We start from the raw sequence: 26,623 nt of genomic DNA, 5'->3' as shown, positions 1-26,623 counted from the left end.
ATGTCCTAATGGATGTAAGCGATCATGCGGCCGGCCACAACAATACCGGCCCAAAGCACCAGCGAGCTCCAGGCAGCCGCTCGAGCACGCCACGGAATTACGTTGGATAAATCCCAGCTATTCACGCTGCGAAAGATCGTGAGATGAAAGATGAGAGGATTCAGACCGACAAGAACCAGCAGAGCCAGCTTGATACGGAATGCCAGATTGAAGTAATTCTCTGCAGCTTCAGCTGCTGATAGCAGCAACCCTGTAACGAACATGAGAGCAAAGCCCGCCCATGTCCATCGCGAAACACTATGGGCTATCTTCGACACTGGCTCATGTTTCATGATGTAGCCGAGCAAACGTAGATCGAGCAATGCGACTGATCCGACAAGCAGGACGATTCCGAGCACATGCAGGCTCTCAACAATGGGGAAAGCCCAAATCGACTTGCGAAGCGCGATAGAAAACCCGGTCGACGAGACCCATTCGCAAAAATGTTGTACTGCTGGCATTTATGAGTTCTCCCGCTGACGTCTGAAATTACCTGGCTTTGATCTTGCCTCGGTTCTGAGCAAGCAGTGAATCTTCTTTTTGCAGATAGCAAGGCTTCACCGTGCAAGGATTCTCGTTTGTGGCGGTCGTCTTTAGATAGTTGTTCCGAAAGTCAGCGTCTGCGGGCACAAGATAGAGAATGGCTTTCTGACCCAAGGAGTATTCATCTGTCGTGGGAATAATTCGTTCTGGCTTGATGCCGTACCACTTCACGAAATACGCCTTGGCATTCACTGCACGATATGCGGCCACATCTTCAAAGCGAATGTCGCCTCCGCTCTCGTCTTCAACAGCCCGCTCCATGCCATGATCTTTTTCTTCATGATCAAAGAGCGGATGGGATATCCCAACGATGACAAGCTTCTGGTTTGGCGCATGTCGTAGAAGACCTGCTGCCTGATCGAGGCAGGAGAGGGCGCCATCCTCAACCTTCGCCGGATACTTAGAATCCTTGTCAAAGTAGAGGACACAGACTTGTTTAACCCTTGCGCGAGCGGTAGCCGCTGAGCCTGAACGATGGCAGATGGAAGAACAGCCAGCAGGAGAATCCTTGTGAAGAATGTGAAGCGGTTCATTGGTCTCGAAATCCTTTCGTAGCCGTTAGCGTGATGACGCGTGAGACTCTGCACCATAGAGTGGGTTGTCTTCATCTCTCAAACCTTCATGGCATGCCTCTTCCCAGTTCTCATAGCTGGCCTGCGTCTCTGCAGTGACGGGGCCTTCAGGAACACCGCCATCACCGGCGAAGTAGCCTCGCTTCAAATCCAGGCCGAACTTCCACGTCTGGGTGTACACAGAGGGATCGTCGAAGGTCGCCTCATATCGAAAGTGATCGGGGTCCGTAAAGATGAAACGCTCGACATGCTTAACGTTGTCGCTTGAGAAGTCCCCTGCCCGACTGAGCCGCCCCTTTGCATTGTTGTTGGTTGTATCCACCACAAGAGTCGTACCTTCCCAGTGGCCTCTCGAATCGCCGAACCACAGCTTGAGGTCTTTACCGACATGCGGCCTGTCGTCGAGATAGATAATGCGATACTGCTCGGCGCCCTGATAGATCAGCACGACCTTCTTGGGATATTGAAATATCTGCACGTCGTGCCATGTGAACTGACGTACCGCCCCAAGGGGCAGGCAACGCTGTTGCGGATCAATATCTCCTGGACGCGTCGGCGCGTAATAGTGAGCAAAAAGATCCTCTTGATGCGCGAGTGCTTCAGGCTTATATGGAATCTTTCCATCCGGCGTATCCAAGATGCGGCTGGGCGCACTCCTCCCTTTGCGTGGCGGGCCACCGGCATTTGAGGTTCCCGCAGCCGGGCGAGGTCCAGGGGGCGACACGCAGTTGACATCTCCATTGGCCGGATTGGAAAGGCACCCCATACCGTAGTGCACGGCCGTCCATACACCTTGAATGTCCGGCTGACCGTCGCTTAAAAGCGCGGGCTTCCAAGGCTTCTCTACCTTTGCCGACGATGCCGGTGCCTTCTGCTGTGCGACAATTGGCAGCCTTACTGACACTCCCAGCAAAAGAACGACACTTGCTAATTTCAATGTTCCTGTCATGGTGCGTAATCCTTTTAGGGGCTGTTTAATCCAGCAATCATGGATAGTAGGGAGCGAGATCGAAGGCGTAGCAAACATAGTCGAGCAGCTGTTGATTCTTTTCCTTACGCCGATACAGAACCAGATGGATGTGCCAGGGCTTGCTGTAGACCTTCGGATCGTCGACCTCGACGTTGTACTCGAGATGATCTGCGTCCAGAAGACGGTAACGCTCTACAACATGAAGGGACTCGCTGTGAAAGTCTCCTGCGTGATCAAACCATGTCAGATCGTTGAAATCCACCGAGTCGACGACGAGTGTGTCTCCCTCCCATTTCGACCGAGAGTCGCCCATATTCCAGTTGATATGGCCTGGGGGATGCGGTGTGCCATTCGTATAGAGAAAGCGATGCGCTTCGGCGAACTCGTAGAGAACCACGATGCGGTCGCCCTTCGGCTTCTGAAAAACCTGAAACGGAAGATTATGCGCATACGTTATGCGTGGAACGCCGGGCAGATTGCACTTCGCTGTCTGGGGATCAGCTTTTTCGCGGCTTGCGTTGTTGGCATCCCTCTGTTTTCTGGCCTCCGGAAGATAAGGCAGCTCCCCCTCTTCCACTACGCTCTGCCCTCCTGGAGCGTAGCGATCGGCGACATGATCGAGCAGATTGACGTCCGCTCCCGACAACGATTGCCATATTCCGTTCAGGTCGGGCTTGCCATCAGAGAGTCGTGGAATATCCGCCGTTTTTTTGAGGGGAGTTGCAGCAAAAGCTATTGTCCCCAGGCTGGCAATCACGGCAAGGCATGTTGATCTCAATAACATTGCAGTCCTTTCGTATCGCATCTGGAACCCTACTGTGGATCACCAGGGGCGCCGGTTCCGACAGAGCCTGTGAAGAGAGTGCGACCATCAGGCAGCTTGACCGATGTTCCGTTAATCGTCTGGCTTCCATCCTTGGCTCGATAACCTGAAACGGTGAGCGTAATGCCCAATGGAAAGTCTGTCTCACGCAGGCCTCGTCGCAGGAGCGCGTTCGGGCTTCCAAATTCAACAGCCCAGCGCGATGACTTCCCTGTATTGTCCGCGACATCAACATAGATCCACCCATGCGGATTGACCCACGAGAGCTTAGCAAGCTTTCCGCTAAAGCTGATCGGCTTGCTCGCGTCGTACTCCGCGGCAAACGAGTGGTGTGCATACGCAGGGGCCGCAATGGCAGAAACTACTGCGCCTAATAAGAGCAATTTGTAGCGGTTCATATCACATTCCCTTTCCTTAAAACTTTTTTAGAAGACCAGCTTGAGTCCTGCCTGCAGATCGCGAGCATCCGAGGCTGAAGTGATCTGCCCAAACAGGGCGTTGCCCACTACGGCATTCGGCGCAGCAAAGTGTGGCGTGTTCGTTGTGTTGAACGATTCCAAGCGCAACTGTGCACTCAGGTATTCCCTCACCTGAAATGTTTTATGTGCAGCAAGATCGAGGTTCGCAAGGCCTGGAGCCCGCAGAATATTCCTGCCAGCGTTGCCAAACGTGTAAGGTGCATTGGCCACGAATGCCGAGGTGTTGAACCAGCGTTGCGGGGTTCTGTTGGACAAGTGCCAGTCTCCGACAATATTCGGGCGATCATTATTTCCTACCAGGCTTCCCTGGCCGGAGTTTGATGGATTACCTGTCACAGAAAGATTGACGGGAATGCCCGCATTGATCGTCACAATGGGATCAATACTCCATCCTCCAAGAACCGCATTCTCATAACGGTTCCATGAGCTGCCAAAGCGCTTTCCTCGTCCCACAGGGAGCTCGAAGATGCCGCTGGCTACAAGGTGATGCGTCATGTCCTGGCTTGATACCGCGCGATCCGCATCCAGATCGGTAGAGTTCTGAACCCCACCAGACTGATTTTCACCAAGCGCCATCGTCTTGGAATATCCATAGGCCGCAAGCAGACTGATGCCATTGCGATATCGACGCTCGGCCTTGATCTGCAGCGCGTTGTAAGTGCTGTAGCCAAGCTTTGCGATACGTGCAATATCTGCCAGCGAGACCGTGTACGGTGTCCCTGGTACCGCCACCGACTTATATGGACGGTTCGCGTTCGTATTACCGGCCATCGGAGTAGCCTGGTTCGCGTCGTACTGCATCCACGAACGCCTCAGGCTGTTTCCTGCATAGCCCACCTCCAGGAGCACGCCCCCCGGAAGCTCTCGTTGGATATTAATATTCCATTGCTGCGACCTCGGCCACAGCCCTCGGCGATCGTGCGAAACCGCGAGCACATTCTTTGCATTTGCAAGCGACAGCGTTCCGTCCGGAAAGCCGCTGCGCAAGTAAAGCGAAGGACTCGTTGGATCAGGAGAGAGACTGATCTGCATGTGGTAAGGCGCGTTAATCTGCAGCGACTGCATGCCGCCCGCCGTCGTGATGTTGGAGTAGAACAGGCCATAGCTGCCGCGCACAACTGTCTTCTGATCAGGGAAGGAGTATGCGAAACCCGCGCGAGGGGCCCATTGCGCAAAGTCCGTCCCCTGCAATGCCCTACTGTCGCGCCCGCTGCCTGCAGCTCCCGCAAGCACAAGGGTCGGATTCGCCGGATCGGTGTCCAGATCCAGATTGGCCATCTTGTCATGCTGGTCAATTACTGGACGATTCAGCTCATAACGAAGCCCAACATTCACCGTCAGGTGTGGAGTCAACGTCCAGTCATCAAGGGCATAGAAGTGCGTTAGCGGCTGACGGCCAATCACCGTCTCCTCATCCGAGAGGCTCCCGGAAGAAGAGGTGCCAAGCAGAAAGTCTGCGAAAGGACTTCCGTTCGCGAGCGTGACTGGATTCCGTGTATACACGCCAGTGAAGTTGAGAATGCCCTGTGACTGCTGTGCACTGAAGAAGTTCGTTTGCAGCCAGTACTGCTGCACGCCAAACTTAAAATTGTGCTTTCCGCGAGCCCACGTCAGGTCGCCGGAGACTTGGCGCGCCTGTGTTCCGGCAATGTTGCCCTTTCCGCCTCCGCCAAGAGATGTGAAACCCGTGATCGGCATACTTACCAGACCGCCGGGATATGTTGTGTCAGCGCCTGTAAAGCCGATCTGCGAATTGATGTTTTGCGTACCCTGGCTCGAGGCCTTCGAAAGCAGGTAGTTCCAGCCCACGCGAACCGAACTGATCAGGTGCGGCGACCACACCTTGTCGTACCCCAGAGCGAATGCGTGGCCCGTAATTCTAGTGGGCTGCGCAGAGGTGTAAAACACGTTATCGATCGGCGGCAATGTCGAAACTGCGGCATAGTCCTGAATCTGCGTGCTGTAACGGAAGAACAGTCGCTGCCCCTCAGATGGTGTCCCGTCGAGACGTACGTCGTATCGATAGGGATTCTGATTCGAAGGTGCGTTGTAGATGTAGTTGTTTGTAGCAGCACTCTTTTGCGGAAGAGGATAGAAGCCGAGAATCTTCTGCGCAATGGGATCGATTCGGCTTGATGGGATGGTGTTGTCCGCGAAGGCCTGGCGCGCCTTTGTTGTTGCATCATAGGTCGCCGGATCGTAGATCGTGTTGGCAAAGATACCCTGTCGCTGTGCAAGCGTTGGCACAGTGTCTACCTGCGTCGTGCTCTGACGCACCCGAATAATCTCGAAATCACCAAAGGCAAAGATTTTGTTCCGAAGGATCGGTCCGCCGATGCTTGCACCAAAGTCATTTCGCTTGAAAGGCGATTTCACCGTTGCAAAGTAATTCCTCGCGTCCAGCGCATCGTTTCGAATGAACTCGTACACGCTGCCATGAAACTGGTTTGTGCCCGATTTAGTTGAGACACTGATGACTCCGGACGAAGACCGTCCATACTCCGCCGAGTAGCCGTTCGTAACAACTTTGAACTGGTCAATCGCATCGACGGAAGGCTTGATCGATTCCTTCTGATTGCCATACGAATAGCGGATGAACTGATTATTGTTATCGACTCCATCCAAAAGAAACCCCACGGCGTATCCAACCTGGCCACCGATGCTGATACCAATCGGCCCCTGCGATCCGGTAGCAGTCGAAGGAACTGTGCCAGCTGAGAGCGCTGCCAGCTGCATGTAATCGCGGCCGTTCAGTGGCAGTTCGACTATCTGCTTGTTCCCAATGACGGTTCCTACCGTAGAGTCGGCGTTGTTAAGCACAGCATCGGAGGCTTCGACGCTCACAATCTCCGCGACCTCGCCCAGGGAAAGCTGAACATTCAACTGGCGTATATCGCCAAGACCAAGACTGAGGCCGTGCTGAACAAATTTCTTGAAGCCAGGCGCCTCAATCGAAATCTGGTATTCACCTATGCGTAGTGGAGGCGTGCGGAACTCTCCATTGTTATTCGTCTTGACTTCGCTGTTCTCACCCGTTGCAGACTGTACAAGCTTGATGACAGCTCCGGAGACCGCAGCTCGACTGGGATCAGTAATTCGTCCTAAAACAACTGCGTCGTTGGTCTGCTGCCCCTGCGCAGCACCGCTGGCGAGCAGCAGAATAATGAATGCGATCTTACGCACTGTAACTCCTCGAACACTTCAGGCACACAGCCGTGCATGAACGCGCCATACGCGCACACAAAGATGTTGCTAAATAGAAAGGGGGTTAAACGCTGACAGAAAAACCCGCTCGGTTATAACCAGCGGGTTCCATCAGTTGATTTCGCTCTTACACCTAACGACAACAACCGAATCGACCACGCTGCAGAGATTGCAGAGCGGGACAACAAGTCATTATCTGGTGTTGTAGGGACATTGATTTGTATTCTGCAGGTGTTCATGTTTTATGTCAAATAAAAAACTCATTAGACGCAACAAACTAATTCCGGCAAGCAAGTGTTATGGTGGCTTCTATGGCCACTCGCGTTGAGACGACAAAAGAAGCACGCTCTTTTGAGGCGTTTTTCGCGCGTTTCTGCGGCTTCTCCTGTCAGTCGTGTTGTCGCCTTCGATAGGCGCTCGCTGCTTTACCCTCCATCTTTCTCAGCGAGCTCGCATTGACAAGCCACGATCCATTCGTGCCTCAAGCTATTCGGAGTTTACTGTGCCATCGCGATCGCTCTCTTCTGCGGCAGCTGCAGTCGCAGTTTTTACACTGCTTGCCTTATTCAGCATCACGACCAATTCGTTAGTGCTTGCCCCAGTAGTATTCGCCGCTGTTGGTGGCGCAATATCCGGCATAGTCAAAGATCATAGCAATGCAGTTGTCGGAGATGCCCAACTTACCCTGACGAACCGCGATCTTCACACGACCTTTACAACTCGCTCCAATCAGCAAGGGCTGTACTCCTTCCCCAACGTCCCAGTCGGAGACTATGAACTGCAGGTGCAAGCGCAAGGCTTCGCTATTCAGCAAAAGAATGGCATTCATATTGATACGGACAGCAACCTGCGCCTTGACCTCGTTCTTTCGCCAGCAGGAATCTCTGAGAGCGTAACGGTCTCGACGGACACAGGAGTACAGGTTGAGCGTTCCGCCACACATCTTGGAGAAGTGGTGAATGGCACGCAAATCACATCGCTTCCTCTCAATGGAAGAAGCTACACGGACCTGCTCGCAATTCAACCTGGAGTTACGCCCGCAACAACTCTGCTTCCAAGCTCCGTGATCATGGCGGGAGTTACTGGAGCTATCTCTCCTTCAGGCGATCAGAATCCTGGAAATGTATCCATTAATGGTCAGCGCGAATCTTCCAACGGGTTCTTCGTGGATGGTATCGACGTGCAGGAGCATATGAATGGTGGAACCTCAGTTCTTCCGAACATCGATTCGCTCTCAGAGTTTCGCGTCCTCACCAACAATTTCGATCCCGAATATGGCAACTACAACGGTGGCATGATCACCGTTATCACCCGCTCCGGCAGCGACACCTTCCACGGCCGTGCATTCGACTTCTTCCGCAATACCGTCCTCGATTCGCGAGGTTACTTTGATCCCACGAAATCGGCCTTCCGCCAGCATCAGTTTGGCGGAGCAATAGGAGGGCCTCTTGCACACACTGGCATCTACTTTTTCGGTGACTACCAGGGAACAAGAACCACGCAGGGAATTCCTACAGGCCGAATAACCGTCTTCTCATCGGCGGAACGCAGAGGTGATTTCTCTTCTGCATCTTCCGCGCTCAGCGGTTGCGTCAGCGGCCCCTATCTGGCCTCTCTCCTATCGCAGCGCACAGGACGCACGGTCAACGCCGGTGACCCTTATAGTGAACGCTCCACGAGCTGCAATCCCGGAAGCAGTCCAGTCTTCCCGGGTGGTCTCATTCCGCAAAGCGCATGGTCCGCTCCTGCTCAGCACCTCATTCAGTACATCCCTTCGCCCAACGTCGACGTAAATCAATTCTCATCCTCGTCGTTCAATCAGACCGTCCGAGACGACAAGGGCTCGTGGAGACTTGATCGCAGTACCCCGGTCGGGCAGCTAAGCGCCTACTACTTTCTTGACGACTACCGCCTCAACAACCCTTATCCCGGACGACAGGGCGGAGCAAGCATCCCCGGGTTCGATGCTCTCAGCATCGGACGCGCACAGTTATTCGCCTTCGGCCTGACATCTCCCATGGACGCTCAAACCGTCAATGAGCTTCACATCGGATACCTGCGCAATGCAAACGTCATTGGAGAGCCGAACGGCGGCCGCGGTGTATCGCTCGCATCGCAAGGCTTTACCACAGGCCCAGGAACCGCAGGTATCGTTGTACAAGCGCCTGAATTTGAAGGTATCGAAAACATTGCCTTCCCAACCTTTACGATGGGCGTTCCAATAACCAACGTGGACCAGGTCAATAACACTCTCTTCTTGAGTGAATCGGTCGCGCACGCAATTGGAAGGAACACCCTCAAAGCCGGAGTTCAATTTCACACCGATCAGGTGAACGAACATCCCAACGCCACCTTCAATGGAACGTTCAACATCAACGGTACAGAAACAGGTTCTGCATTCGCGGATTTTCTTATTGGAACTCCGAGCAACTTCACCCAATCGTCAGGACAGCCCTTCTACCTTAGAAATAGCTACACCGGACTCTTCATTCAGGACAGTTGGCGTCTACGCGACGATCTCACAATTAATGCCGGGCTGCGATGGGACTTCATCGCGCCCTGGTCCGAGAAATACAACCAGATCCAGACCGTGGTTCCGGGCCAGCAGTCTGTCGTATTTCCAGGAGCGCCGACCGGCTTCGTCTTTCCCGGCGATCCCGGAATCCCCTCATCGCTTGCGCCGCGAAGGGCCGCCAACCTCGCACCTCGCCTCGGTATCGCTTACGTCCCCAATCCAAAATCGGAAGTTCTTAGAAACCTACTGGGGAATGACGGAAAGACCAGTTTCCGGGCAAGCTTTGGTATGTTCTACACCGCATTCCCGGGACTTGCCACTGGAATCATGTATGCTGTGCCCCCCTTCGGATACAACTACCTCAGCCCCTCCCCTCCAATCTTCGAGACGCCTTTTATCAACGCCAAAGACGGCATCAACAATGGGCAGAGATTCCCTTTTCCGTTTCCAGCGCACGGTGCCTCCGCCTCTCGACCTGACAACAGCATTGACTGGAGCAACTTCGTCCCGATCAGCGCCGACCCTTACTTCGACCATCGCAACACTGTCGCCTACACCGAAAATTACATGCTCTCACTACAGCGGCAGATTGGTCTCTCCACTCTTGCGACCGTGAGCTACGTCGGCAACCAGGGCCACCATATTCTCATGCTGCTCCCAACCAACCCCGGCGATCCTGCGCTATGCCTCAGCCTCCCCGGCTGCGGTCCATTTGGAGAAGACGCGGCATATATCTCAACATCAGGCGACCAGGTTCAAGGAACTCGTCGTGGCCTCGGTCCCGACTACGGCGCAATGACAGCGCAGCGCTCCATCGGAAACTCGAACTATAACGCCCTGGAAGCTAACGTTCGCTATACCAGTGGCGAGCAGCAGGTCTCTGTCGGATACACCTTCAGCAAATCAATTGACCAGGGATCGAATCTGGGCGAACAGCTCAACCCAATCGATCAAAAGCGAACGAGGGCGATCTCTGCCTTCGACCTGAGGCAGAACCTCATCGTCAGCTACACCGCCGACCTGCCCTTCAGAAGACTCTTCAGTAAACCTCACGCATGGGCAGTCGGCTGGAGTCTCGCGGGAACGATGCGAGCCAGTAGCGGTTTCCCCGTAACGCTTTACGACAACTCAGACAACTCCCTGCTGGGAACCTTGGGGAATGGAGTCAATAACTATCTGCTAGATACTCCAAACTTCGCCGGTGGTCCGCTCAATATCAATACAAACGGGCGCAACGGACGAGCAGCCTTCAACACCTCACAGTTCACCACCGAACAACTAGGCCAGCTTGGAAACACGCATCGGCGCTTCTTCTATGGGCCCGGACAGATCAACTTCGACACGGCAATCAGCAAATCGACCGCGCTTCGCGATGGAGTCTCTCTGGATCTGCGTCTGGAGACATTCAACACCTTCAATCACGCCCAGTTTTTCGGACCTGCAGCTGTCGCTGGCCAGATTCAAGACTCCAATTTCGGACGTATCGTTTCTGCGTCCCCACCGAGACTCGTACAAATTGCCGCCAAAATGTCGTTCTAGCAGATCGACTTCTCACAGCTAGGGAGCCGACCGCAATGCTTTCGTAGAAAGCTTGCTACAGGAAATCTAGGCTCTTTGAGGGTAGTCGGTTCCACGGCTTTAGCGAACCTTATCGTGTTGCCCCCATTGTTTTGCAGAAAGCTCCGCGCGTGCTTCAGATAACTCTTCCCTAAACTTTTGCGTAGACATCATATAGCCGTACATGGCATAAGCCAGTCTACGGCTCGCCTCTGTATCTGACGGATAATGCACTCCGCAAACTATACGGTTATGGGCATACTCGTCGGCTCGCTGAAAGATCGGGGTTCGCTCCTGAGGGACCAGATCTGCCAGCACCAATGCCTCCAGATAGCCCGTCAACGCATGACCGCTCGGATAAGAATCATGAGTTGTTTTGAGAGCGCATACTGGATGCAGCGTCACATCCACCTGATAGGGCCGCGCTCTCTGATAGTAGCCTTTGAGACTGGCTCCCATAGCGCCCTGATCCTTTTTCAGATGATCGCTTAGACGAGCTGTCGCGGGAAGGTCGTCAGAGCGAAAGGAGCTGCCCAGCACCGTCTTATAGATGAAGATGTCCTCTTCCTGATCGTCTTGCCTGGCTTGCTCAACCTCATGTGCGGTTCTTCCCTGCTCAATGCGGTGAAGTTCCTTCAACTCAAGCTGAGTGATACTGGAATCGGCTTGCGGGGGATCCAATAGAAACTCACGCACATCGAACTGCTGCGGGTCGATAAAGTATGGCTTCTTCGAGCTAGGCACAGTTTCTGCGATTTTGATTACAGGCTGTTGCGCCCAGGGGTGGAGCACAAGTCCGCCCCCGAGGCACAACATAACGGCAGTCCAACGAATGAAGTATTTTTGCATTCTCTCTTATCGCTTTGGTGAAAGCCCGAATGTAACGCTCAGCATCACGCTGCGTCCCGCCATCAGCGACGGATTGTCAGCCAGGTTGTATCCCTGAGGAAGCCCTGCTGACGTCGTCGTGCTTGCCTTGAACGGATCCACATAAGTAAGTCCATTCGACGCGACGTTTTGATTGATCAGCGCGCCGCCTGCCGAGATGCTGGTCTGGTTATGCGAATCGGCAAGGTTGTTGATGCTCAGGCGAATCTTGGTTCCGTTGAATCGCTCGAGACGCGAACCAGTGCGGATGGTGTAGTTGAGATAGATGTTCGACGAGGAGAAGGCGGGCACCTGCAGCTGATTGTGGTAAGCGCCGTTATCCATCCACTGCGAGCCAACTCTCTTATTGAAGAAGCCGAGATTGAATCCCTTCTCGGCCCAGGTAACTCCCTCAGCCTCGGTATCCGTCGGAGTACCCGAGACCCAGAGCCCCGAAGGAGACCGCACTGTCAGTTGAGGAGAGGTCGAAGTGCATCCGGCTGTTCCGGACACGCAGCTTGTACTCAATGTGCCTACATATTGCGCCTGCCCGCGGCTTCCGTTAAGAAACACGCTGAGTCCGCCAAGTATATAAACGTTTCCTTGCGCCTCGAAGCCTTGCGACACAGAGCTAGGTGAGATGTAGTTGATCGACTCACCATATGTCGCCGAGCTTGCATTGTTGTCTGTAACCGATGAGTAGCCGTTCTGGAAGCGGATATGATAATAGTCCGCATCGAACGAAATCCGGTTGAGCTTGAGAACGGTTCCAACCTGGTAGGTCGTGGACTTCTGTGGCTTTGGAGGAACAGCAACAACACCACCGGCGACATCGAAGACGCTGGTCGGCGGAACGACGCTTCCCTTCGCACCCTGGCCATAAACAGACCAGTTCGGCTTCAGGCGATAGCTCAGGCTAAGTGCAGGCAGCCACGAGTTGTAATCCACCGAGTTCGTCACCGAAGTGAAGGGCTTCTGCGTGATTGGATTGATGCTGCCAATCTTGCCGCCGTTGTCGGCATATTGAGTGAAGTCCATGGTGTAGTAAGCAAACTTCACGCCAGGGATAATCGTAAGCCGCGGGATGACGTGAAATTCATACTCGGCGTAGGGCTGATAGCTGTTGGTGTAGTAGCTCTCGCTGAAGTTCGGCAGCGTGTCGTCCGCTTGAGTAAAGGGGTTCGAAGGGACCTGGTGGCGATTGGTTCTCGCCCACTCGTACCACAGTCCAGTGCGAAACACACCATACTTCGAGGCCTGGCTGATAGCAGCTGTCTCACCAAACTTGCGATAGCTGTTGTATTTATCGACTGCGCAAGGGCTGATAGAGACTGGAACCTTGACGCCGCCTTCCGTCACGGTCGAAGCCACGGGAAGGCAGTTCGCCTGATTGATAGGCTTGCCGCCCTTCGGCTGCTTTGCATAGAACTCGGAGTTGTCGTAGTTGTACGTGTAACCCTTCAGAGAGAGCAGCCAGTTGTGCGCAAACTGGTGGTTGACTCCTACATACTCGAAGTCGGTCGGTACATGGTAGGTGTTGTACTTGTAATAGTTCGCCTGGGTGTTGTCGGTATTTTGCAGAAGGTAGTTGTCACCATATGTGAGCAACTGTTGACGCGTCGAACTCAGGTTCGGCGTATTCGCGTCGAGCCAGATCACTCCGGCGTAGCCAGTGAGAACCGTCTTATCCGACCACTTGTATTGATACTTCAATGAACCTGCGTTACGCGTCTGATAGTTGAAGGTCTGATAGCCATCGGACGACATATGGTGAACATCAACGAAGATATTCGACTTCTTATTCGCACCGCCGAAGTCACCAGAATCAAATGCACCATCAAAAAGAAAGGTATTGAAGGAGCCGTAAGAGACCGTGCCTCGGATGTTCCGTGCGGCAGAAAGCTCCTGAGAGAGCAGATGGATCGAACCGCCAAATGGTGTAGGTCCAATGGTTGATGCCGTTCCGGGGCTGCGATCAAAGTCGATGCCGCCAACCCACTGCGCCGGGAAGAATGCCCACGAGTGATGCGACGGGGTGTTCGTATCGTAGAACGGGATGCCATCGAAGTCGATATCGTATGAGCCGTCAGAAAATCCACGGAAGTTAGTCGAACTCTGTCCAAGTCCAACGCCGTTCGTGTTGGTGGTGAATGCGCCGGGCACCATCTGCGTCAACTCTCCGTAGTCGGCGGTTGGAGCGGCGTAGTTGCGAATGTAGGTAGCGCCAATCTCGCTGCGGGGCGAGGTCTCGTTCAAAAGCGCATCCAATGGAGATAGACGCGACGCTGTCGATTGCGTGTCGTCCGCTTCGACGGTGACCTGCTGGCTGACATTGCCAATGGTCAGAGAAAGAGTAATGTCCTGAGCCTGTCCCTGCGATATGTCCACCGTAGTCGTACGGGCAGCATCAAAACCTGGTGCCTCTGCCTCGACGGTATACGAACCAGCAGCCAGCCCAGAGAACGAAAACTTGCCCTGACCGCTGCTTACAACCCGCAACGCAGCGCGGGACTGCCGGTTATGCGCCACCACAGACGCTCCTGCAACCACCCCACCCTTTGGGTCGACGACTGTACCAGTCAAACTCCCTCCGCCCTGTGCATGGAGCGGGATAGATAGCAACACTAGACAGAAGATGCAAAAGGACATGGCCAGAGTCCGTAAGCAGCTAAGAGAGAGATGACGAGTCAAGGGTCCTCCAGTCGGATATTCGAATCTTTCCGATAGACCGAAGCTAAAAAACTCCTGTAAATATCGTGTTACATCGACGCTCGATCATCCTAGTTGCAAGCTCCAATCTATCCCTGGCCTACACACACAAAACCTTTGCATTTACTGGGGATATCTATTTCTGGCGGAACGCCAAAAGCATGTGACCGGTCAAGCTGACTCTAATGGCTTCCCGTTTATCTTTTCTAAGATTGTCTTAAGATTCCGGAGCGGCACATGCCAAAGCCTGATCTCAGCTTTACGGTCGCATAGCAAGAGGAGGTGATACGAGCAGCGGAAACCTGATCTGAAATACCGAGCCCACCATGGGCGTGCTTTCAACTGTTAATGAAGCTCGATGCGCGTCCGCAATCCATCTCGCAATGGAGAGTCCGAGCCCGCTTCCCGCCTGCTTCTTTCGCTCCCGCAAGTCTGCTTGATAAAAGCGTTCAAAGACTCGCAGGCGTGCAGCCTCCGACATACCCACCCCGGTATCCCGCACTGTGACGATCGCCTCTCCGTCAGTTACATTGACCGCCACAAGAATCTCTCCCCGCTCTGGCGTATAGCGAATCGCATTATCGAGGAGAATGCCGAGTAGTCGCTGTAAAAGACTCTCATCACCTTCAATCAACACGGGCTCTCGCGTCAGCCGCCAGTCCAGCAGGATGCCGCTGCTCTCCGCCAGGTCTTCCACTCTCCTGCAGCAACTGACCACAAGCTCATCCAGATCGATCTGCCGGAAGGTTACTTCGTGCACAAAGTTATCGCTGCGAGCCAGTGAAAGCAATGCATCCAGCAACGTCGCTCCGGTGTGGCACTCTGTCACAATCTTCTCGAGATCGTCGCGGTGCTCCTGCGCAGCCCGCCGCTTTTGCAGCGAGAGCTGGGCTGTGGCAAGAATCACGGTAATCGACGTGCGCAGATCGTGAGACGCATCTGCAGAGAATTGACTGAGTCTTGATACCGCCGCCTCCAGCCTGGCAAGCAACTGGTTCCACGCGAGCGCCAGATCCTGTATCTCATCACGGGCAGCAGGCACAGGTAATCTTTCCGAGAGATTGCCTATGCCAATGTTGAGAGCGGCGCGTGTCATCCGATCCACCGGCTTGAGTGCTCGGCTGCTCAAAAGATAACCGATGCCGATCGAAAGAATCAGCAATAACGGCATCAAGAGCAGAAGGGCGTTGCGATAGATTCTGAGAATCTCAACTTGTTCTTCTAGAGAACCACCGATCTGTAGCTGTACCCGATGCCCTGCAATCAACGCTGCGTGACATAAAACCAGGATCGGCTGCCCCTCAAACAAAACGGTACGATAGACCGTTTCCTCGCAATTGGATTCAGGCGATATCCACCGTGGAGACGTCTTGTCACGCGGAAAGAAGGTCGTTCCATCCGCGTTGTAGATGTAGAAAAGATTTCCTTCATGCGTGACAAGAGCGTAGTTACGGAGTTGGTCGTCGAGCGAGAGCCTCGTGTGGTTCGCACTATTCTCTACGAGCAGTGCGATCAGACGCTGCTCGCGCCCAACCAAGTGAGTCTTCTTGCCCTCCTGCAGGGAGTACTTCAACGCACCGAATGACATCAGCCCAAACAGAATTAATGCCGCAAGCGTTACAACAAGATAGAGCAGCATCAATTGGACACGAACCGAGAACGAGCGCATATTCATTTAAACAGCTACGAACATATAGCCTTCGCCGTGCACCGTACGAATCATCGGCTTATTGCTATCCGTCTTTAACTCAACTTGCGTAAGCTCATCGAGCTTTGTGCGAAGCCCGTGGATATAGACGTCCAGAGCATTCTTCTTATCTTCGCTCACGTATCCCCATGCAGCTTCCATTAGGTCTTCGCGTGAAGTAATGAGATCCGCCCGGCGCATCAACATCTCGAGAAGTTCAAATTGTTTCTTCGTAAGAGGGGCGGCACGCCCTTCATAGGAAGCTATGCGCCTCCCACGGTCGAGCGTAATGCCTCCGGCAGAGACGAGGTTAGTCTCCTGCGACGGCTTCCCCCTGCGTGCGATCGCCGCCACTCGAGCTAAAAGGATCTCGAGAATAAAGGGCTTCACGATGTAATCGTCGACACCGAGATCGAATGCTTCGACGATCTTTGGAACCGAATCAACCGCGGTCAACATGAGAATAGGCGTTCTGCAATGACGAGTGCGAGCCATCTCCAGAACTTCAAAGCCATCCATTCCGGGGAGCAATACGTCTAGAAGGGCCGCTTCATACTTCCCCTTGAGCAGCATCTCTGCTCCTTCACGCCCATTGTGGCAAAGAGAAACGCCGTGACCAGCCTCAATCAAGGCTCGCTCAACCAGCGCAGCAATCCTCTTATCGTCTTCGATCACCAGAACGTTCATGTCAGTGCTTGTTCTGAGGGTAGAGCGTCTTTTATCCAAAGATGATGAAACAGAGGTTACAATTTCCGAAATGAGTTGGTTCTTGCCGGAAATAAAATGATTCTCCAGTTAGTCATCAGCTTGCCCTATAATTCGAAAATCTTGGGCCTTAGAAGGTGCTCCGATTGAAGCTGTTCTGGATAAGCTGCCGTTTCATTATCTTTGCACTCATGCTTTGTGCTGCGAGGAGCGCTCACAGCCAAGACAATCTGGCAAATAATACCGTTCTGATCATCAGACACGCGGAAAAATATGCGGACAAAGCGCATATAGGTCTCAACGAAGCCGGTGTTCGCAGAGCCAAAGCATACGTCTCTTACTTCCAGCCAATTCGCGATGGCGGTCTCAATCTAACCATCACCGATCTATACGCCGGAGCCGATTCTAAATCCAGCCAACGACCGAGGCTTACACTGGAACCACTCAGCCAAGCGTCCGGTAAGCCCCTCGATACAACGATCAAAACAGAAGATGCTGAAGCACTCGTCTCTCTCTTACGCAGGAGTGCGCACGGCAACGTGCCATTGGTATGCTGGCGACATGGTCAAATTCCTACCCTCATTCGTGCCTTCGGAGGCTCGCCCGAATCGCTGCTCCCCGAAGGGAAATGGCCTGATGAAACCTTTGATTGGATAGTTGTTCTGCGCTTTGATCAGGCAGGAAAGCTGGCCTCTCAGACGATGGTGCGTGAATCTCTAGTCCCGTAACCGTAAAGCTGTCGCGGACAAGTTAACTGCTCACCAACAATTCTCTCTCCTGACCGCCGCGTACGATGAGCACCTTACCAGCCCAATGAGATTGGTTCCAACATGATCATCCGAACCAACGCACTGACCCCTGAGGTCGGGAGCCGGAACGACACATCTTCTGGTTTCTTTACTCAGTCGAGTATCTTCAGCTCGGCAGCGATCTTGTCCGGGCTGAATGAAATGAGAGATCGCTGAGAAGTTGATGTCGGTGCAATTTTGTCGGCCAGTGGACAAATCGCGACTGGCCCGGTCTTACCTAAAGAAGTAACTCTTTCCTTGCAGATTGACGCCCCAAATCAACAGGTGCCGTTCTTAGATCGCTCGAATGGGATTGGGTTCATGCGGGTCGCTGCATGGGCCGATCTGGAATCGGGAACGGCCTTTCGCCCCGTTCAAATACGGGGAAACGACAAGATAGTTCTCTGAAGACATGCTCCCACGGCGATGGTTTTGTGTTGGTCGCGTTGTTTTCCCCACCGCCAACAGACTGAAAACTCATTGTCATTCGTAACTTTGACTTCAGGTCCTTTGTGATGAAATTCCCGATCAGAAAGAAAGTTTTTTCCGGACAGGCTTGAGAGGGATAACCGGATCTGCAGAAATCTGCAGAGGATTATTGCCCTGTTAACCGCAGCCGTTCGCAACCACCGTAAAACAACATAGACGCGTCAGCAGGAGATCCACCTCCCTGGTAACCCGTTGATCCACATGTATTTGGACGAGATGAAGCTATTGCAACCAGAGGTGTAAGCAATTGTGTCGTCAAAGGGCCTGACAAGAATTTTTTGGACCAGTCTACGGAGACCACGCGAATCATGGCCATCCGCGATGGAGAAAAGACTCCCCTCTTCGATTCGGATTTGCAGGGGCCTCCCTCTCCATCGTCGTCATTATTAATCGAGAAACACGAGACCTGCCAGACGGATTGGCAGACGGTGATCCTCCCTGACCAGGTACTGACGCTTTATATGAGGCGTTGCGGTGTTGAATATGGGAGCAGAGCGGGTGTTCTGCGAGGCCTCGTCCTGACAAAGGGCAGCGTGGTGATCGAAAAACGTGCGTGCGAACAGATATTCCGTCTTGATTCGCCGACCCCCACCCTTACAGTTCGCTTGTCCGATTCGGCACTGACCCAGGCGGCCGAAGCCTCACCAGGCATACGAGACTTTGTGCCAACGGACAGAGCGGCTGAGGACACAAGGCTATCTTCCCTGCTCTACGCATTGGAGCGCGAGCGAGTACACGGATATCCTGCGGGGCGCCTGTTTGTCGATGGAATCGAGCAGGCCCTCGCGGCGATTCTGGTCAGCTATGACGGCATCGCATCCCGTGCGTCGCAGATGTTCAAGGGAGGGCTTGCTCCTTATCGAATGAAACGCGTCAATGAGTTTATCCACGCACGTATTGAAGAAGAGATCAGCCTGAACGAACTGGCGCAGGCGGCTGGATTGAGCTCTTCCCACTTTTGCAGTCTCTTCCGCAAGACCCTGGGCACAACGCCACACCAGTTTGTACTCAACCGCCGGATTCAACATGCCAAGACTCTCTTGTCTGATCCGAGTCGCTCGATCCTCGATGTTGCGCTGGCCTCCGGCTTTCGGACCCATCAGCATTTCTCGAGGATCTTTAATCGTTTTACCGGGGCATCGCCCAGCAGCTATCGCGGTCAGCTTTGATTGCATCTCTCCAGAACGACCTGCCGTAGCAGATCTGACTTTCCTTGCCGTCGTAGCTTACGGCCTACTGACGTTCCAGATGCAGTTCGAAGGCGGCGGCTCGAGCGAGAGTGAACCTGTCTCCATCGCGCAGCCTGGCAGCGACCCCGGGCTGGAGAGCACGATTGCTCAGAAAAGTACCATTCGAGCTGTCGAGATCGATCAGATAACAACTCCTGTCACGTTTATGCACCTCGCAGTGAAAGCGAGATACCTGCCGGTCCGGATCGCGAACGAGCACCTCGTTTTTTCTGCCGCCGTCCATGGCGACCCCACCGATGTGCGTGACTTCCTGGTTTAGGAGGTAACGCTTACCCTTGTCGACGCCGTCGATGGCGATGAGATACGCGATCACGGTCCTGCCACGGCGTCTCCAGAAAAAGATGGGGAGTCCGACGAGAGCAAGAAGGCCACCTCCCCCGAGGCCGGCGCGAAGCAGCAGACGGTCTCTGAGCCGGGATCGGATGAGCGACTGTAGCCGATCGACTGCAGGACCGCTGGCTCCCAGCCTTTGCGCGTCATTCAACCGGTCTTTTGCCTGGTTGAGATTGCCTTGCAGCAAGGCGTCCTGCGTCTGGCGAACGAGCGCATCGCGCCGCGCGATATTTTCCTGAAGCCTGCTAGTGGAAGCCTGCTGCTCTGCCATCCCATGCTCGCGCTGTGCGCTTGCGGCGTCGATCTGTCCCTGGGCTTTGTCCAGACGCTGCTGCGCAGGCATGTCCCCCGGATCAAGAAACAGGATCTGCTTGTTGATACGCACTGCGTCTTCCGGCGTGGAGGCGCTCAACGCATCCATGGTTAATCTGCGGATCTGCTCTTGGTTGGCTTTCTCCTCAGGAGACGGGCCAAGCACCGTGGGCACAACCATCCCGGTGGGCGGAGCGGCAGCAGGTGCGGCAGGCGGCGTTGGGGGAACCGCTGCGACAGGTACCGGTGGAGGCGGAGGAGCAGGCCCTTTCGGCAGAGTCGCTATCTGGACATCGAGCAGGTCCAGCTTGGCCTTGTCGCTTCGTATGCGAAAACCCAAGGGTCCGGCGGCCGAATGGTAGGCACCCTCAGGACGAGAATCATAGTAATCGGTCACCAGAGCGCCGTTGATCCATACCGAGACGCGATGGGCACGAGCGATTACGGTACCTGTAAAGGATTGCCCGGCGGCTATCGAAGAGGCGTTCGCTTTTTCTAAGCTGACCAAACCGCCGACACCGAAGGATTTTCCGTCTTTGAGCTGACGCGCTGTTGCTGTGTCGGTACTGATCGCATATCCAGAATTGAACTGTCCCGGAGTTCCGCGAAAGAATATCTCCGTCGCGGTATGGCCGTCGCCATCAATCGCAGGAGTCCTCGCCGTGAACTGCAACACGAAATCGTCATATGCGGTGGTCGACTCAAGCAGTCCTTCTCCCCCTTCTCCGTGAATGCCTCCTGAGCCCGACCAACGAACATTTTTTAGGGGTTTGGGCTTGCCCGACAGTCCCGGAATCGGCAGCTTCAACTTCGATTTTTTCTCCGGGGTGGGTGCGGATACAGCTCGCCAGCCGTCAAGGTTGGAGCCGTTGTAAAGCCGGTCGAGTCCCAGAGGCTTGAGCTGGATGGAGCGCACCTCCAGCGTCGCGCCGCGCGGCGCGGAAAACTCAAAGTAACCCACGCGATTCTTTGTATTCTTTCCATCCGCTGTAATTTTTCCGTTGAGCATAGCGAGCAGATGAGTGCCCTCCGCCTTCACTTCATAGACATTCCAACCTCCGGGAGCCGAAGCGGAGACTGGCTCCCCTCCACTGATTCCCGCAATCGTAGCGTCGCTGAGTGACATGGTGTAGCCCGGCTGCGCGGGCTTGCTTTGCGGATCGGCGCGTAGCAGCAACGTAGAGGGACCACCGGTGATACGAGCCTCGAACTTCAGATCGAAGTCAGAGAACGAAGCAGTCGTTCGCAATCGGCTCTGCTGCGTCGAGTCCGAGACGAGCGTGTTGCTGCGGATCTGCCAGTCTCCATTGCTGGACCAGCCGGAGCGGGAGGTTCCGTCGAAGAGACGGACCCAACCCTGCGCTGCATCACTCGCAGGCAAAGACCCGGCTGTCTCCAAGGCATCCATGCAGGACGGCGCAAGAAGGAGAAGTGAGAAGGTCGCAGCGGCGAGCGCCAGGCCGTTATGCAGTGGCCGTCGCATTCTGAGGGATATCAAAGCTGAGTCCTGTCTCTTCCGAATAATTGAGGTGCAATTTCTGTCCCTGCTCAATCTCACCCGCGATCAATGCCGTGGCCAGGGGCGAGAAGATGACCTGTTGCATGGTCCTGCCCACTGGTCTTGCGCCATACTCCGGGTCGTAGGAGAGCGCGGCCAGATGCTTGAGCGCAGCCTCATGGATGCTCATATCGATCTCACGTTCCTCCGCGAGCTTTTTGCAAAGCCGGTTGAGTGAATGCCCTACGATGCGCTCAAGTTCCACCGAGGTGAGCGCATCGAACGGCACGACCTGCGAGATGCGGTTGTACAGCTCAGGCCGAAGCGTCGCTCGTACGACCTCAGAGATAATCGCGCGGCGCGCTTCGGGCTCATCGCTCTGCATCATCGCTTCTCGTGCCCCCAGGTTGGAGGTAAACAGAATGATGGCATTCGAGAAATCGCAGAAGCGTCCCTTCGCATCGGTCAACCTGCCTTCGTCCAGCACTCCCAGCAGAAGATCCAGTACCTCCGGATGCGCCTTCTCGACCTCATCGAAGAGCACGATGGAGTACGGGCTGCGGCGTACCCGTTCCGTAAGATAACCGCCTTCGTCAGAGCCGATCAGACCGGGCCGCGATCCGATGAGTCCGCTGACGGAACCTTTATCCTTGTACTCTCCCATATCAACGCGAATGAGCGCCGTCTCGTCGTCGAAGAGCGCATCTGCCAGCGCCTTGGCCAACTCCGTCTTTCCCGTGCCGGTGGGTCCGACGAAGAGAAACGAGTTAGGCTTGCGCTGCGTTTCAATATCCGCGCGCATTCGCCTGACCGCCTCCGCAACGGCAACCACTGCCTCCGGTTGACCGAAGATACGCTCCGACAACCGATCCTCAAGCTTCACCAGACGCTCGCGTTCACTCTCGAGCATCCGGTGTATGGGAATGCCGACACGTTCCGCGATAACCTCTGCAACGTGCTCCGCTCGTACTTCGTCCGGCACAGCGGGACTTTGGCCAGCTTCATCTTCAAGCTGACGCTCCAGATCGCTGCGTTGTGCCTCAAGATAATGCAAAGCTCCGTAGCGAATCTCAGCTGCCTGGGTGATGTCGCCTGCGGCCTGAGCTTTGGTCAGAAGAACCGTCTGCTCCTCGATAGCCTGCTTTGTAGCCTGCAACCGTTCGAAGGCCTGCTTCTGCGCCAGCCATCTGCTTGTAGAAGCATCAACGCGACCTGTCAGTTCCGCAATCTCGTCGAAGAGAGAGGGGTATTGCTTCGCATCAGGAGACATGCTTTCAAGCTCCATCCTCCTGTCGGCCAGCAGGCGCTCCAGCCGGTCAATCTCGCGCGGCTTCGACTCTTTCTGCATGCGAATGCGCGCGGAGGCCTCATCAAGGATGTCGATTGCCTTATCGGGCAAAAAGCGCGAAGGCAGGTATCGCCGCGAAAGTTTGATCGCAGCGTGCAGAGCTTCGTCGGCCAGCCGGACACCATGATAGGTCTCGTATCGGGAGCGAACTCCACGAAGGATGATCAGCATCGCCTCGTCAGTGGGCTCCTTGATGACGACTACATCAAAACGTCGTGCAAGCGCACCGTCCCTTTCAATCTTTTCGCGATACTCGTCGAAGGTCGTCGCTCCGACGCAGCGCAACTCGCCGCGTGCGAGCGCAGGCTTCAGGATGTTGGCAGCATCCATGCCACCTTCATTGCCGCCGGCGCCGACCAGTGTGTGCAACTCATCCAGAAAGAGGATGATCTCTCCTTTACGCGCGCGAACTTCATCGACGATGCCTTTGAGCCGCTCTTCAAATTCCCCGCGATACTTCGCACCGGCTACCATCGCCGTCAGGTCAAGTGCGAGAACCCTGCAACCTTTAAGAGATGCAGGAACGTCTCCAGCAGCAATCCGCAGGGCCAGCCCCTCCGCGATGGAAGTCTTGCCCGTGCCAGGATCGCCGACGCAAACCGGATTGCTCTTGGTCTTACGCAGCAACGTCTGGATGACACGACGGATTTCTTCGTCACGTCCGACAACGGGCATGAGCTCTCCGCTGCGTGCGAGTGCTGTAAGGTCTCGAGCGAACCGCTGGAGCAGCTTGCCGGAGGGTTCATTCGTTCCGACGCCGAACGAACTCGATCCATGCGCTCCAGCCGAGCCATTCAAAGCTTCCGCTGTAGAATCGCTGCGATCCTTCGCCTCCATCAGTGTTTCCCGAGTAATGCCCGCTGCGCGCAGCTCCTTCGCGAGTTCCTCGCTATGTCCAGAGACTGCCTGCAGAAAGTCCACGGGTTCGGCGATGTCGGCCCCACGCGCATCCATCTCATGAAACGACTGCTCGATCAGATCACGCAAAGCACGCGAGGCAACGGGACGTCGTCCGGGATCGCGGTCAATCGCAGGCAGTCGATTAAGGCGCACGGTAAGCGCCGCAAGTACCGGTGCGGGCAGGATGCCTGCTCGCGTGAGATAAGCCGTCATCGCCTTCTCTTCGAACAGCACATACAGCAGGTGCTCTGGTGCGATGCTGGCGTGCCTGCGCTCCTCCGCGAAGTAGCGCGCGCGATCCAGAGCCGTCTCAAACTCCGCGGACAATTTATCCAATGGGAATGCCATACAATTCTCCGCTATCTTTATTCCAGACGTCGTCTGCGCGACGGCGCGATGGGGTTTTCCGCTTGTCCGGTCTCTGACGTCGCCGCCTGCTCCTCACGAGAGCCCCACGCATTCCACGATCTGCCCGACTGAGGCTGCAAGGGTGGGCGAAAGGCCTTGGGTGGCGGCGCATCTGCTCGAACCGCTGCGAATCCCTGCGTTTCTTCACGCGATTGAAAAAGCTCATTCGCTCGTGGAGAAGCTTCGGTAGATCGACTCGGTAGATTCATCTTCTCTGTATCCTGCGCGTAGAAGCGATGGCGCACGAACAGCAGGGCCGTCCGCACGCTGAAGTGCGCAGGCACCGCTACCCGCAGGTCAGTCACAGTCGCAATGTCGGGAGCATCAAAGTCGAACTCCACGTTCTTCTGGCCTGCGAAACGCACCTGTCCTATTCCGTGGATCGGAGCACGCCGTGATCCGCTTCCTTCGTTGATTCGAATCTCAACGGGCAATTGAGTCTCTGCGGCATACTCATGGTCCAGTTCAGCGGTAAGAATAATCCTGTATTTTTCACGCCCTTCAAGCCGGATGTTGGCGAAGTAGAATGTCATCTCATCGCCGAATCCCTGTAGCCGCGCGGGCTTGGCTGCCAGCTTGTAGAGTGCGCTTCCGCCACGGTCGAAGACGAAGTTCATCGTATCGAGCGTGGGGCTTACGCGGAAGTCGATGTATTTTCCTTCGAGAGCACGCTCCAACGTCTGCAGGCTGCGTAATGAGTTCTGTACGAAGCGCACCTCCAGGCCGAGATCGTCTTCGACCCTCCAGCGCGGCGAGCTCTTCAGCAGCTGCTTCTGCTGCTCCACAAGAGGAACAAACTCTGTTTCGCCTGCATTCTTCAATGCATCGAAGTACTGCTGCACCGGCGGGTTCAGATCCAGGCCCACGGCAGCGCCCTGTAGAAATTTGCGAAGGGTACCAAAGAATTGAGCGGGCCTTTGGGCCGGATCCAGACAGTCATAGAGACATGACTCAATGGCGGGAATAATCCGCTTGACGAACTCCAGCGTATCGCGATCGATGCCAACATCGATGCCGCGTTCACGGGTCAGCTCGATGTACTCCTGCATAGCGCGATGCAGCTCGATGAAGCGGCTGGAGAGATAGGATAGCTGTTCCACGATTCGCCGCCAGGCGGCACTGAGTTCGCTAAAAGCGATGAGATGGGTGCAGGGCGGAATGAAGCTGCGGTCCTGCTCATAGGCGAGACTGCGCTCGGATCGGCGGACGCGGCCCACCGCGATTGCGTGCTGTGCGTCCTCTCCATGTGGTTGCAAACTAATGTGGCACCGGCGGACACGTTCTGTCTGCATCTGTGGGTTGTGCTCGTCGGGCGGACCATCGAGGACCATGTACGCATGGGGCGGAGCCACAATATAGATGCGCGCTTCTCTGATGCCCTCCAGTTCGCTTTTGCTGAACTCCTGATCGAGTGGATAATCAGGCGTAATTTCGACGGGAGTGCCGGATACGGTGAGACCGCGGCATTGCGTCACCGTGATGCGCAGCAGGTGTTCCTCTTCCAGGAGAGTAATGATGGGATCATGCCTTACCGCTCCCACCTCGCTCTCCGGCAGGCGCGGTCCACCGCCGATCAAGCCGAAGCTGTCGTGGGTGTAGCGCATCATCCAGAGCCTTTCCGCCTCGTAGAATCGCTCCTGCCGCAGGAAATGCTCCGGAGCGACGAGCATCCCAAACTCCCAGTTGACCGCGTTGTGGTGAATATCTTTCTGGTTCATGCCCATGCTCCTCGACCGAGGTGAAAGTTAAGACCGATGCGGCTATTCTTCGACGCGACTCCGAGATGAGGGGGCTGCCGCGCATCCTCGAGCACCCAGGCGATGGAATGACGCTGCCAAACGCTCACGCATAAATCCGTGGCCATCTGAATAAGCCGGCAACGTTGTTCAGACTGGAAGCTGTTGTAGGTATCGAGCGATACGGGACCCAGTCGAATCGTGACGGAATCGGTGTCGAGCTGACGATCGCCGACGAGGAAGTCGCGTCCGAGACGGCTCGCCTGCGAACCGAGAAGCGACTGGTCTTCCCTTCCGAGCAGGCGATGCGCACCGCTGCATTCAATATTGTTTACAGGCAGCCCCAGGAGAACAAGAAAGGTCAAACGAATCCCGACCTCGCGTGCAGCCATCTCCGGCAGAGTAGGCGCTAACAGTGCAAGCGGATAAAGCAGATCCTCAGGCCACGCTGCAGACTCGATACCGAAGAGCGCAAGCCAGCGGCGGCAAGCCGCAAATCTTCCCGGACCGATCTGAAAGAGCGGAGCCCCGGCACGAAGCCACTGAGCCGCCTTCTGCATGGGATCATCGAAGAGTTGAGACAGCTCTCGCGTGCCCATCTCCGCCTCTCCACCAGACTCACGCATAGGCAACGGCAACGCTTCGAAGCAGCCGAAGCCTGCGATCCACAACGTGATGGGTACGGTGGGAGTGAGCAGGGTACCAGCAGGTGGAGACTGGCGCACAACCTGCAGGCTGGGACGACCGGCGCCGGCCATGCGCAGGTTGAGGCGCGACTCGGCAATTCCCAGCGCATCGAGCACATGCACAGCTGAGTCAATCGTATGGGCAAAACAGGCGGTACCCTGCGCGAAGTCGGGCATCGCGGGGTACTCCTTCCCAGAAGACTGT

17 protein-coding genes and 1 pseudogene are annotated in these 26,623 nt (G+C 55.1%); 4 read left to right on the top strand and 14 right to left on the bottom strand.

Annotated features, from left to right (window positions below):
- Nucleotides 1-5: 5 nt before the first annotated feature.
- The 6 genes from PW789_RS17000 to PW789_RS16975 form a co-directional block, all read right to left on the bottom strand.
- On the bottom strand, nucleotides 6-500 hold the full coding sequence (locus PW789_RS17000; RefSeq protein WP_299378795.1) for a DUF6644 family protein: 495 nt from the start codon (nucleotides 498-500) through the stop codon (nucleotides 6-8).
- Between the two features lie 28 nt (nucleotides 501-528).
- The gene (locus PW789_RS16995; RefSeq protein ID WP_299378793.1) at nucleotides 529-843 is read right to left on the bottom strand and encodes a hypothetical protein; all 315 of its coding nucleotides are present in this window, start codon (nucleotides 841-843) and stop codon (nucleotides 529-531) included.
- 297 nt (nucleotides 844-1,140) lie between these two features.
- A complete protein-coding gene (locus tag PW789_RS16990; protein ID WP_299378791.1) occupies nucleotides 1,141-2,103 on the bottom strand; it encodes a hypothetical protein in 963 nt (320 codons plus the stop codon).
- 37 nt (nucleotides 2,104-2,140) lie between these two features.
- Nucleotides 2,141-2,908, bottom strand: coding sequence for a hypothetical protein (locus PW789_RS16985; protein WP_299378789.1), 768 nt, complete (start codon nucleotides 2,906-2,908; stop codon nucleotides 2,141-2,143).
- Between the two features lie 29 nt (nucleotides 2,909-2,937).
- Nucleotides 2,938-3,345, bottom strand: coding sequence for a DUF6152 family protein (locus PW789_RS16980; protein WP_299378787.1), 408 nt, complete (start codon nucleotides 3,343-3,345; stop codon nucleotides 2,938-2,940).
- A 27-nt stretch (nucleotides 3,346-3,372) separates the two neighbouring features.
- Complete coding sequence (locus PW789_RS16975) at nucleotides 3,373-6,609, bottom strand: TonB-dependent receptor (RefSeq protein ID WP_299378785.1); 3,237 nt, start codon at nucleotides 6,607-6,609, stop codon at nucleotides 3,373-3,375.
- A gap of 415 nt (nucleotides 6,610-7,024) precedes the next feature.
- On the opposite strand from PW789_RS16975, the pseudogene PW789_RS20220 reads away from it, so the two are divergent.
- Together PW789_RS20220 and PW789_RS16965 are read left to right on the top strand one after the other, a co-directional pair.
- Nucleotides 7,025-7,438, top strand: a pseudogene (locus PW789_RS20220) (carboxypeptidase-like regulatory domain-containing protein); the annotation flags it as partial.
- A gap of 147 nt (nucleotides 7,439-7,585) precedes the next feature.
- Nucleotides 7,586-10,684: a TonB-dependent receptor gene (locus PW789_RS16965; protein ID WP_299378878.1), complete on the top strand. Its 3,099-nt coding sequence runs from the start codon at nucleotides 7,586-7,588 to the stop codon at nucleotides 10,682-10,684.
- 99 nt (nucleotides 10,685-10,783) lie between these two features.
- On the opposite strand, the gene PW789_RS16960 is transcribed toward PW789_RS16965, so the two are convergent.
- From PW789_RS16960 to PW789_RS16945, 4 genes are all read right to left on the bottom strand, one after another.
- A complete protein-coding gene (locus PW789_RS16960) occupies nucleotides 10,784-11,551 on the bottom strand; it encodes a phosphatase PAP2 family protein (protein ID WP_299378783.1) in 768 nt (255 codons plus the stop codon).
- A gap of 6 nt (nucleotides 11,552-11,557) precedes the next feature.
- Nucleotides 11,558-14,152, bottom strand: coding sequence for a TonB-dependent receptor (locus PW789_RS16955; protein ID WP_299378781.1), 2,595 nt, complete (start codon nucleotides 14,150-14,152; stop codon nucleotides 11,558-11,560).
- A gap of 385 nt (nucleotides 14,153-14,537) precedes the next feature.
- Nucleotides 14,538-15,953, bottom strand: coding sequence for an ATP-binding protein (locus PW789_RS16950; RefSeq protein WP_299378779.1), 1,416 nt, complete (start codon nucleotides 15,951-15,953; stop codon nucleotides 14,538-14,540).
- Nucleotides 15,954-16,652, bottom strand: a complete 699-nt coding sequence (locus tag PW789_RS16945) for a response regulator transcription factor (protein ID WP_299378777.1) — start codon at nucleotides 16,650-16,652, stop codon at nucleotides 15,954-15,956.
- Between the two features lie 164 nt (nucleotides 16,653-16,816).
- On the opposite strand from PW789_RS16945, the gene PW789_RS16940 reads away from it, so the two are divergent.
- Nucleotides 16,817-17,398: a hypothetical protein gene (locus tag PW789_RS16940; protein WP_299378775.1), complete on the top strand. Its 582-nt coding sequence runs from the start codon at nucleotides 16,817-16,819 to the stop codon at nucleotides 17,396-17,398.
- Between the two features lie 857 nt (nucleotides 17,399-18,255).
- Nucleotides 18,256-19,116, top strand: coding sequence for a helix-turn-helix transcriptional regulator (locus tag PW789_RS16935; RefSeq protein WP_299378773.1), 861 nt, complete (start codon nucleotides 18,256-18,258; stop codon nucleotides 19,114-19,116).
- A gap of 64 nt (nucleotides 19,117-19,180) precedes the next feature.
- Here PW789_RS16935 and PW789_RS16930 read toward each other — a convergent pair whose 3' ends face one another.
- The 4 genes from PW789_RS16930 to PW789_RS16915 are packed head-to-tail and all read right to left on the bottom strand — an operon-like array spanning nucleotide 19,181 to nucleotide 26,595.
- Nucleotides 19,181-21,325, bottom strand: coding sequence for a family 16 glycoside hydrolase (locus PW789_RS16930; protein ID WP_299378771.1), 2,145 nt, complete (start codon nucleotides 21,323-21,325; stop codon nucleotides 19,181-19,183).
- Nucleotides 21,306-23,936, bottom strand: a complete 2,631-nt coding sequence (locus PW789_RS16925) for an AAA family ATPase (protein ID WP_299378768.1) — start codon at nucleotides 23,934-23,936, stop codon at nucleotides 21,306-21,308. Before PW789_RS16925 ends, PW789_RS16930 begins: the two co-directional genes overlap by 20 nt.
- A gap of 17 nt (nucleotides 23,937-23,953) precedes the next feature.
- Nucleotides 23,954-25,714 (bottom strand): type VI secretion system baseplate subunit TssK, encoded by a 1,761-nt coding sequence (locus PW789_RS16920; protein ID WP_299378766.1) that lies wholly within the window; start codon nucleotides 25,712-25,714, stop codon nucleotides 23,954-23,956.
- Nucleotides 25,711-26,595, bottom strand: coding sequence for a type VI secretion system baseplate subunit TssG (locus tag PW789_RS16915; protein ID WP_299378764.1), 885 nt, complete (start codon nucleotides 26,593-26,595; stop codon nucleotides 25,711-25,713). The genes PW789_RS16920 and PW789_RS16915 overlap by 4 nt, the downstream gene beginning before the upstream one ends.
- Nucleotides 26,596-26,623: the final 28 nt, after the last annotated feature.

It is taken from the genome of Edaphobacter sp., from assembly GCF_028283685.1.
GTDB lineage: Bacteria > Acidobacteriota > Terriglobia > Terriglobales > Acidobacteriaceae > Edaphobacter.
The sequence above is the reverse complement of the archived record's forward strand: the minus strand, read 5'-3'. Positions and strand labels throughout refer to the sequence as shown.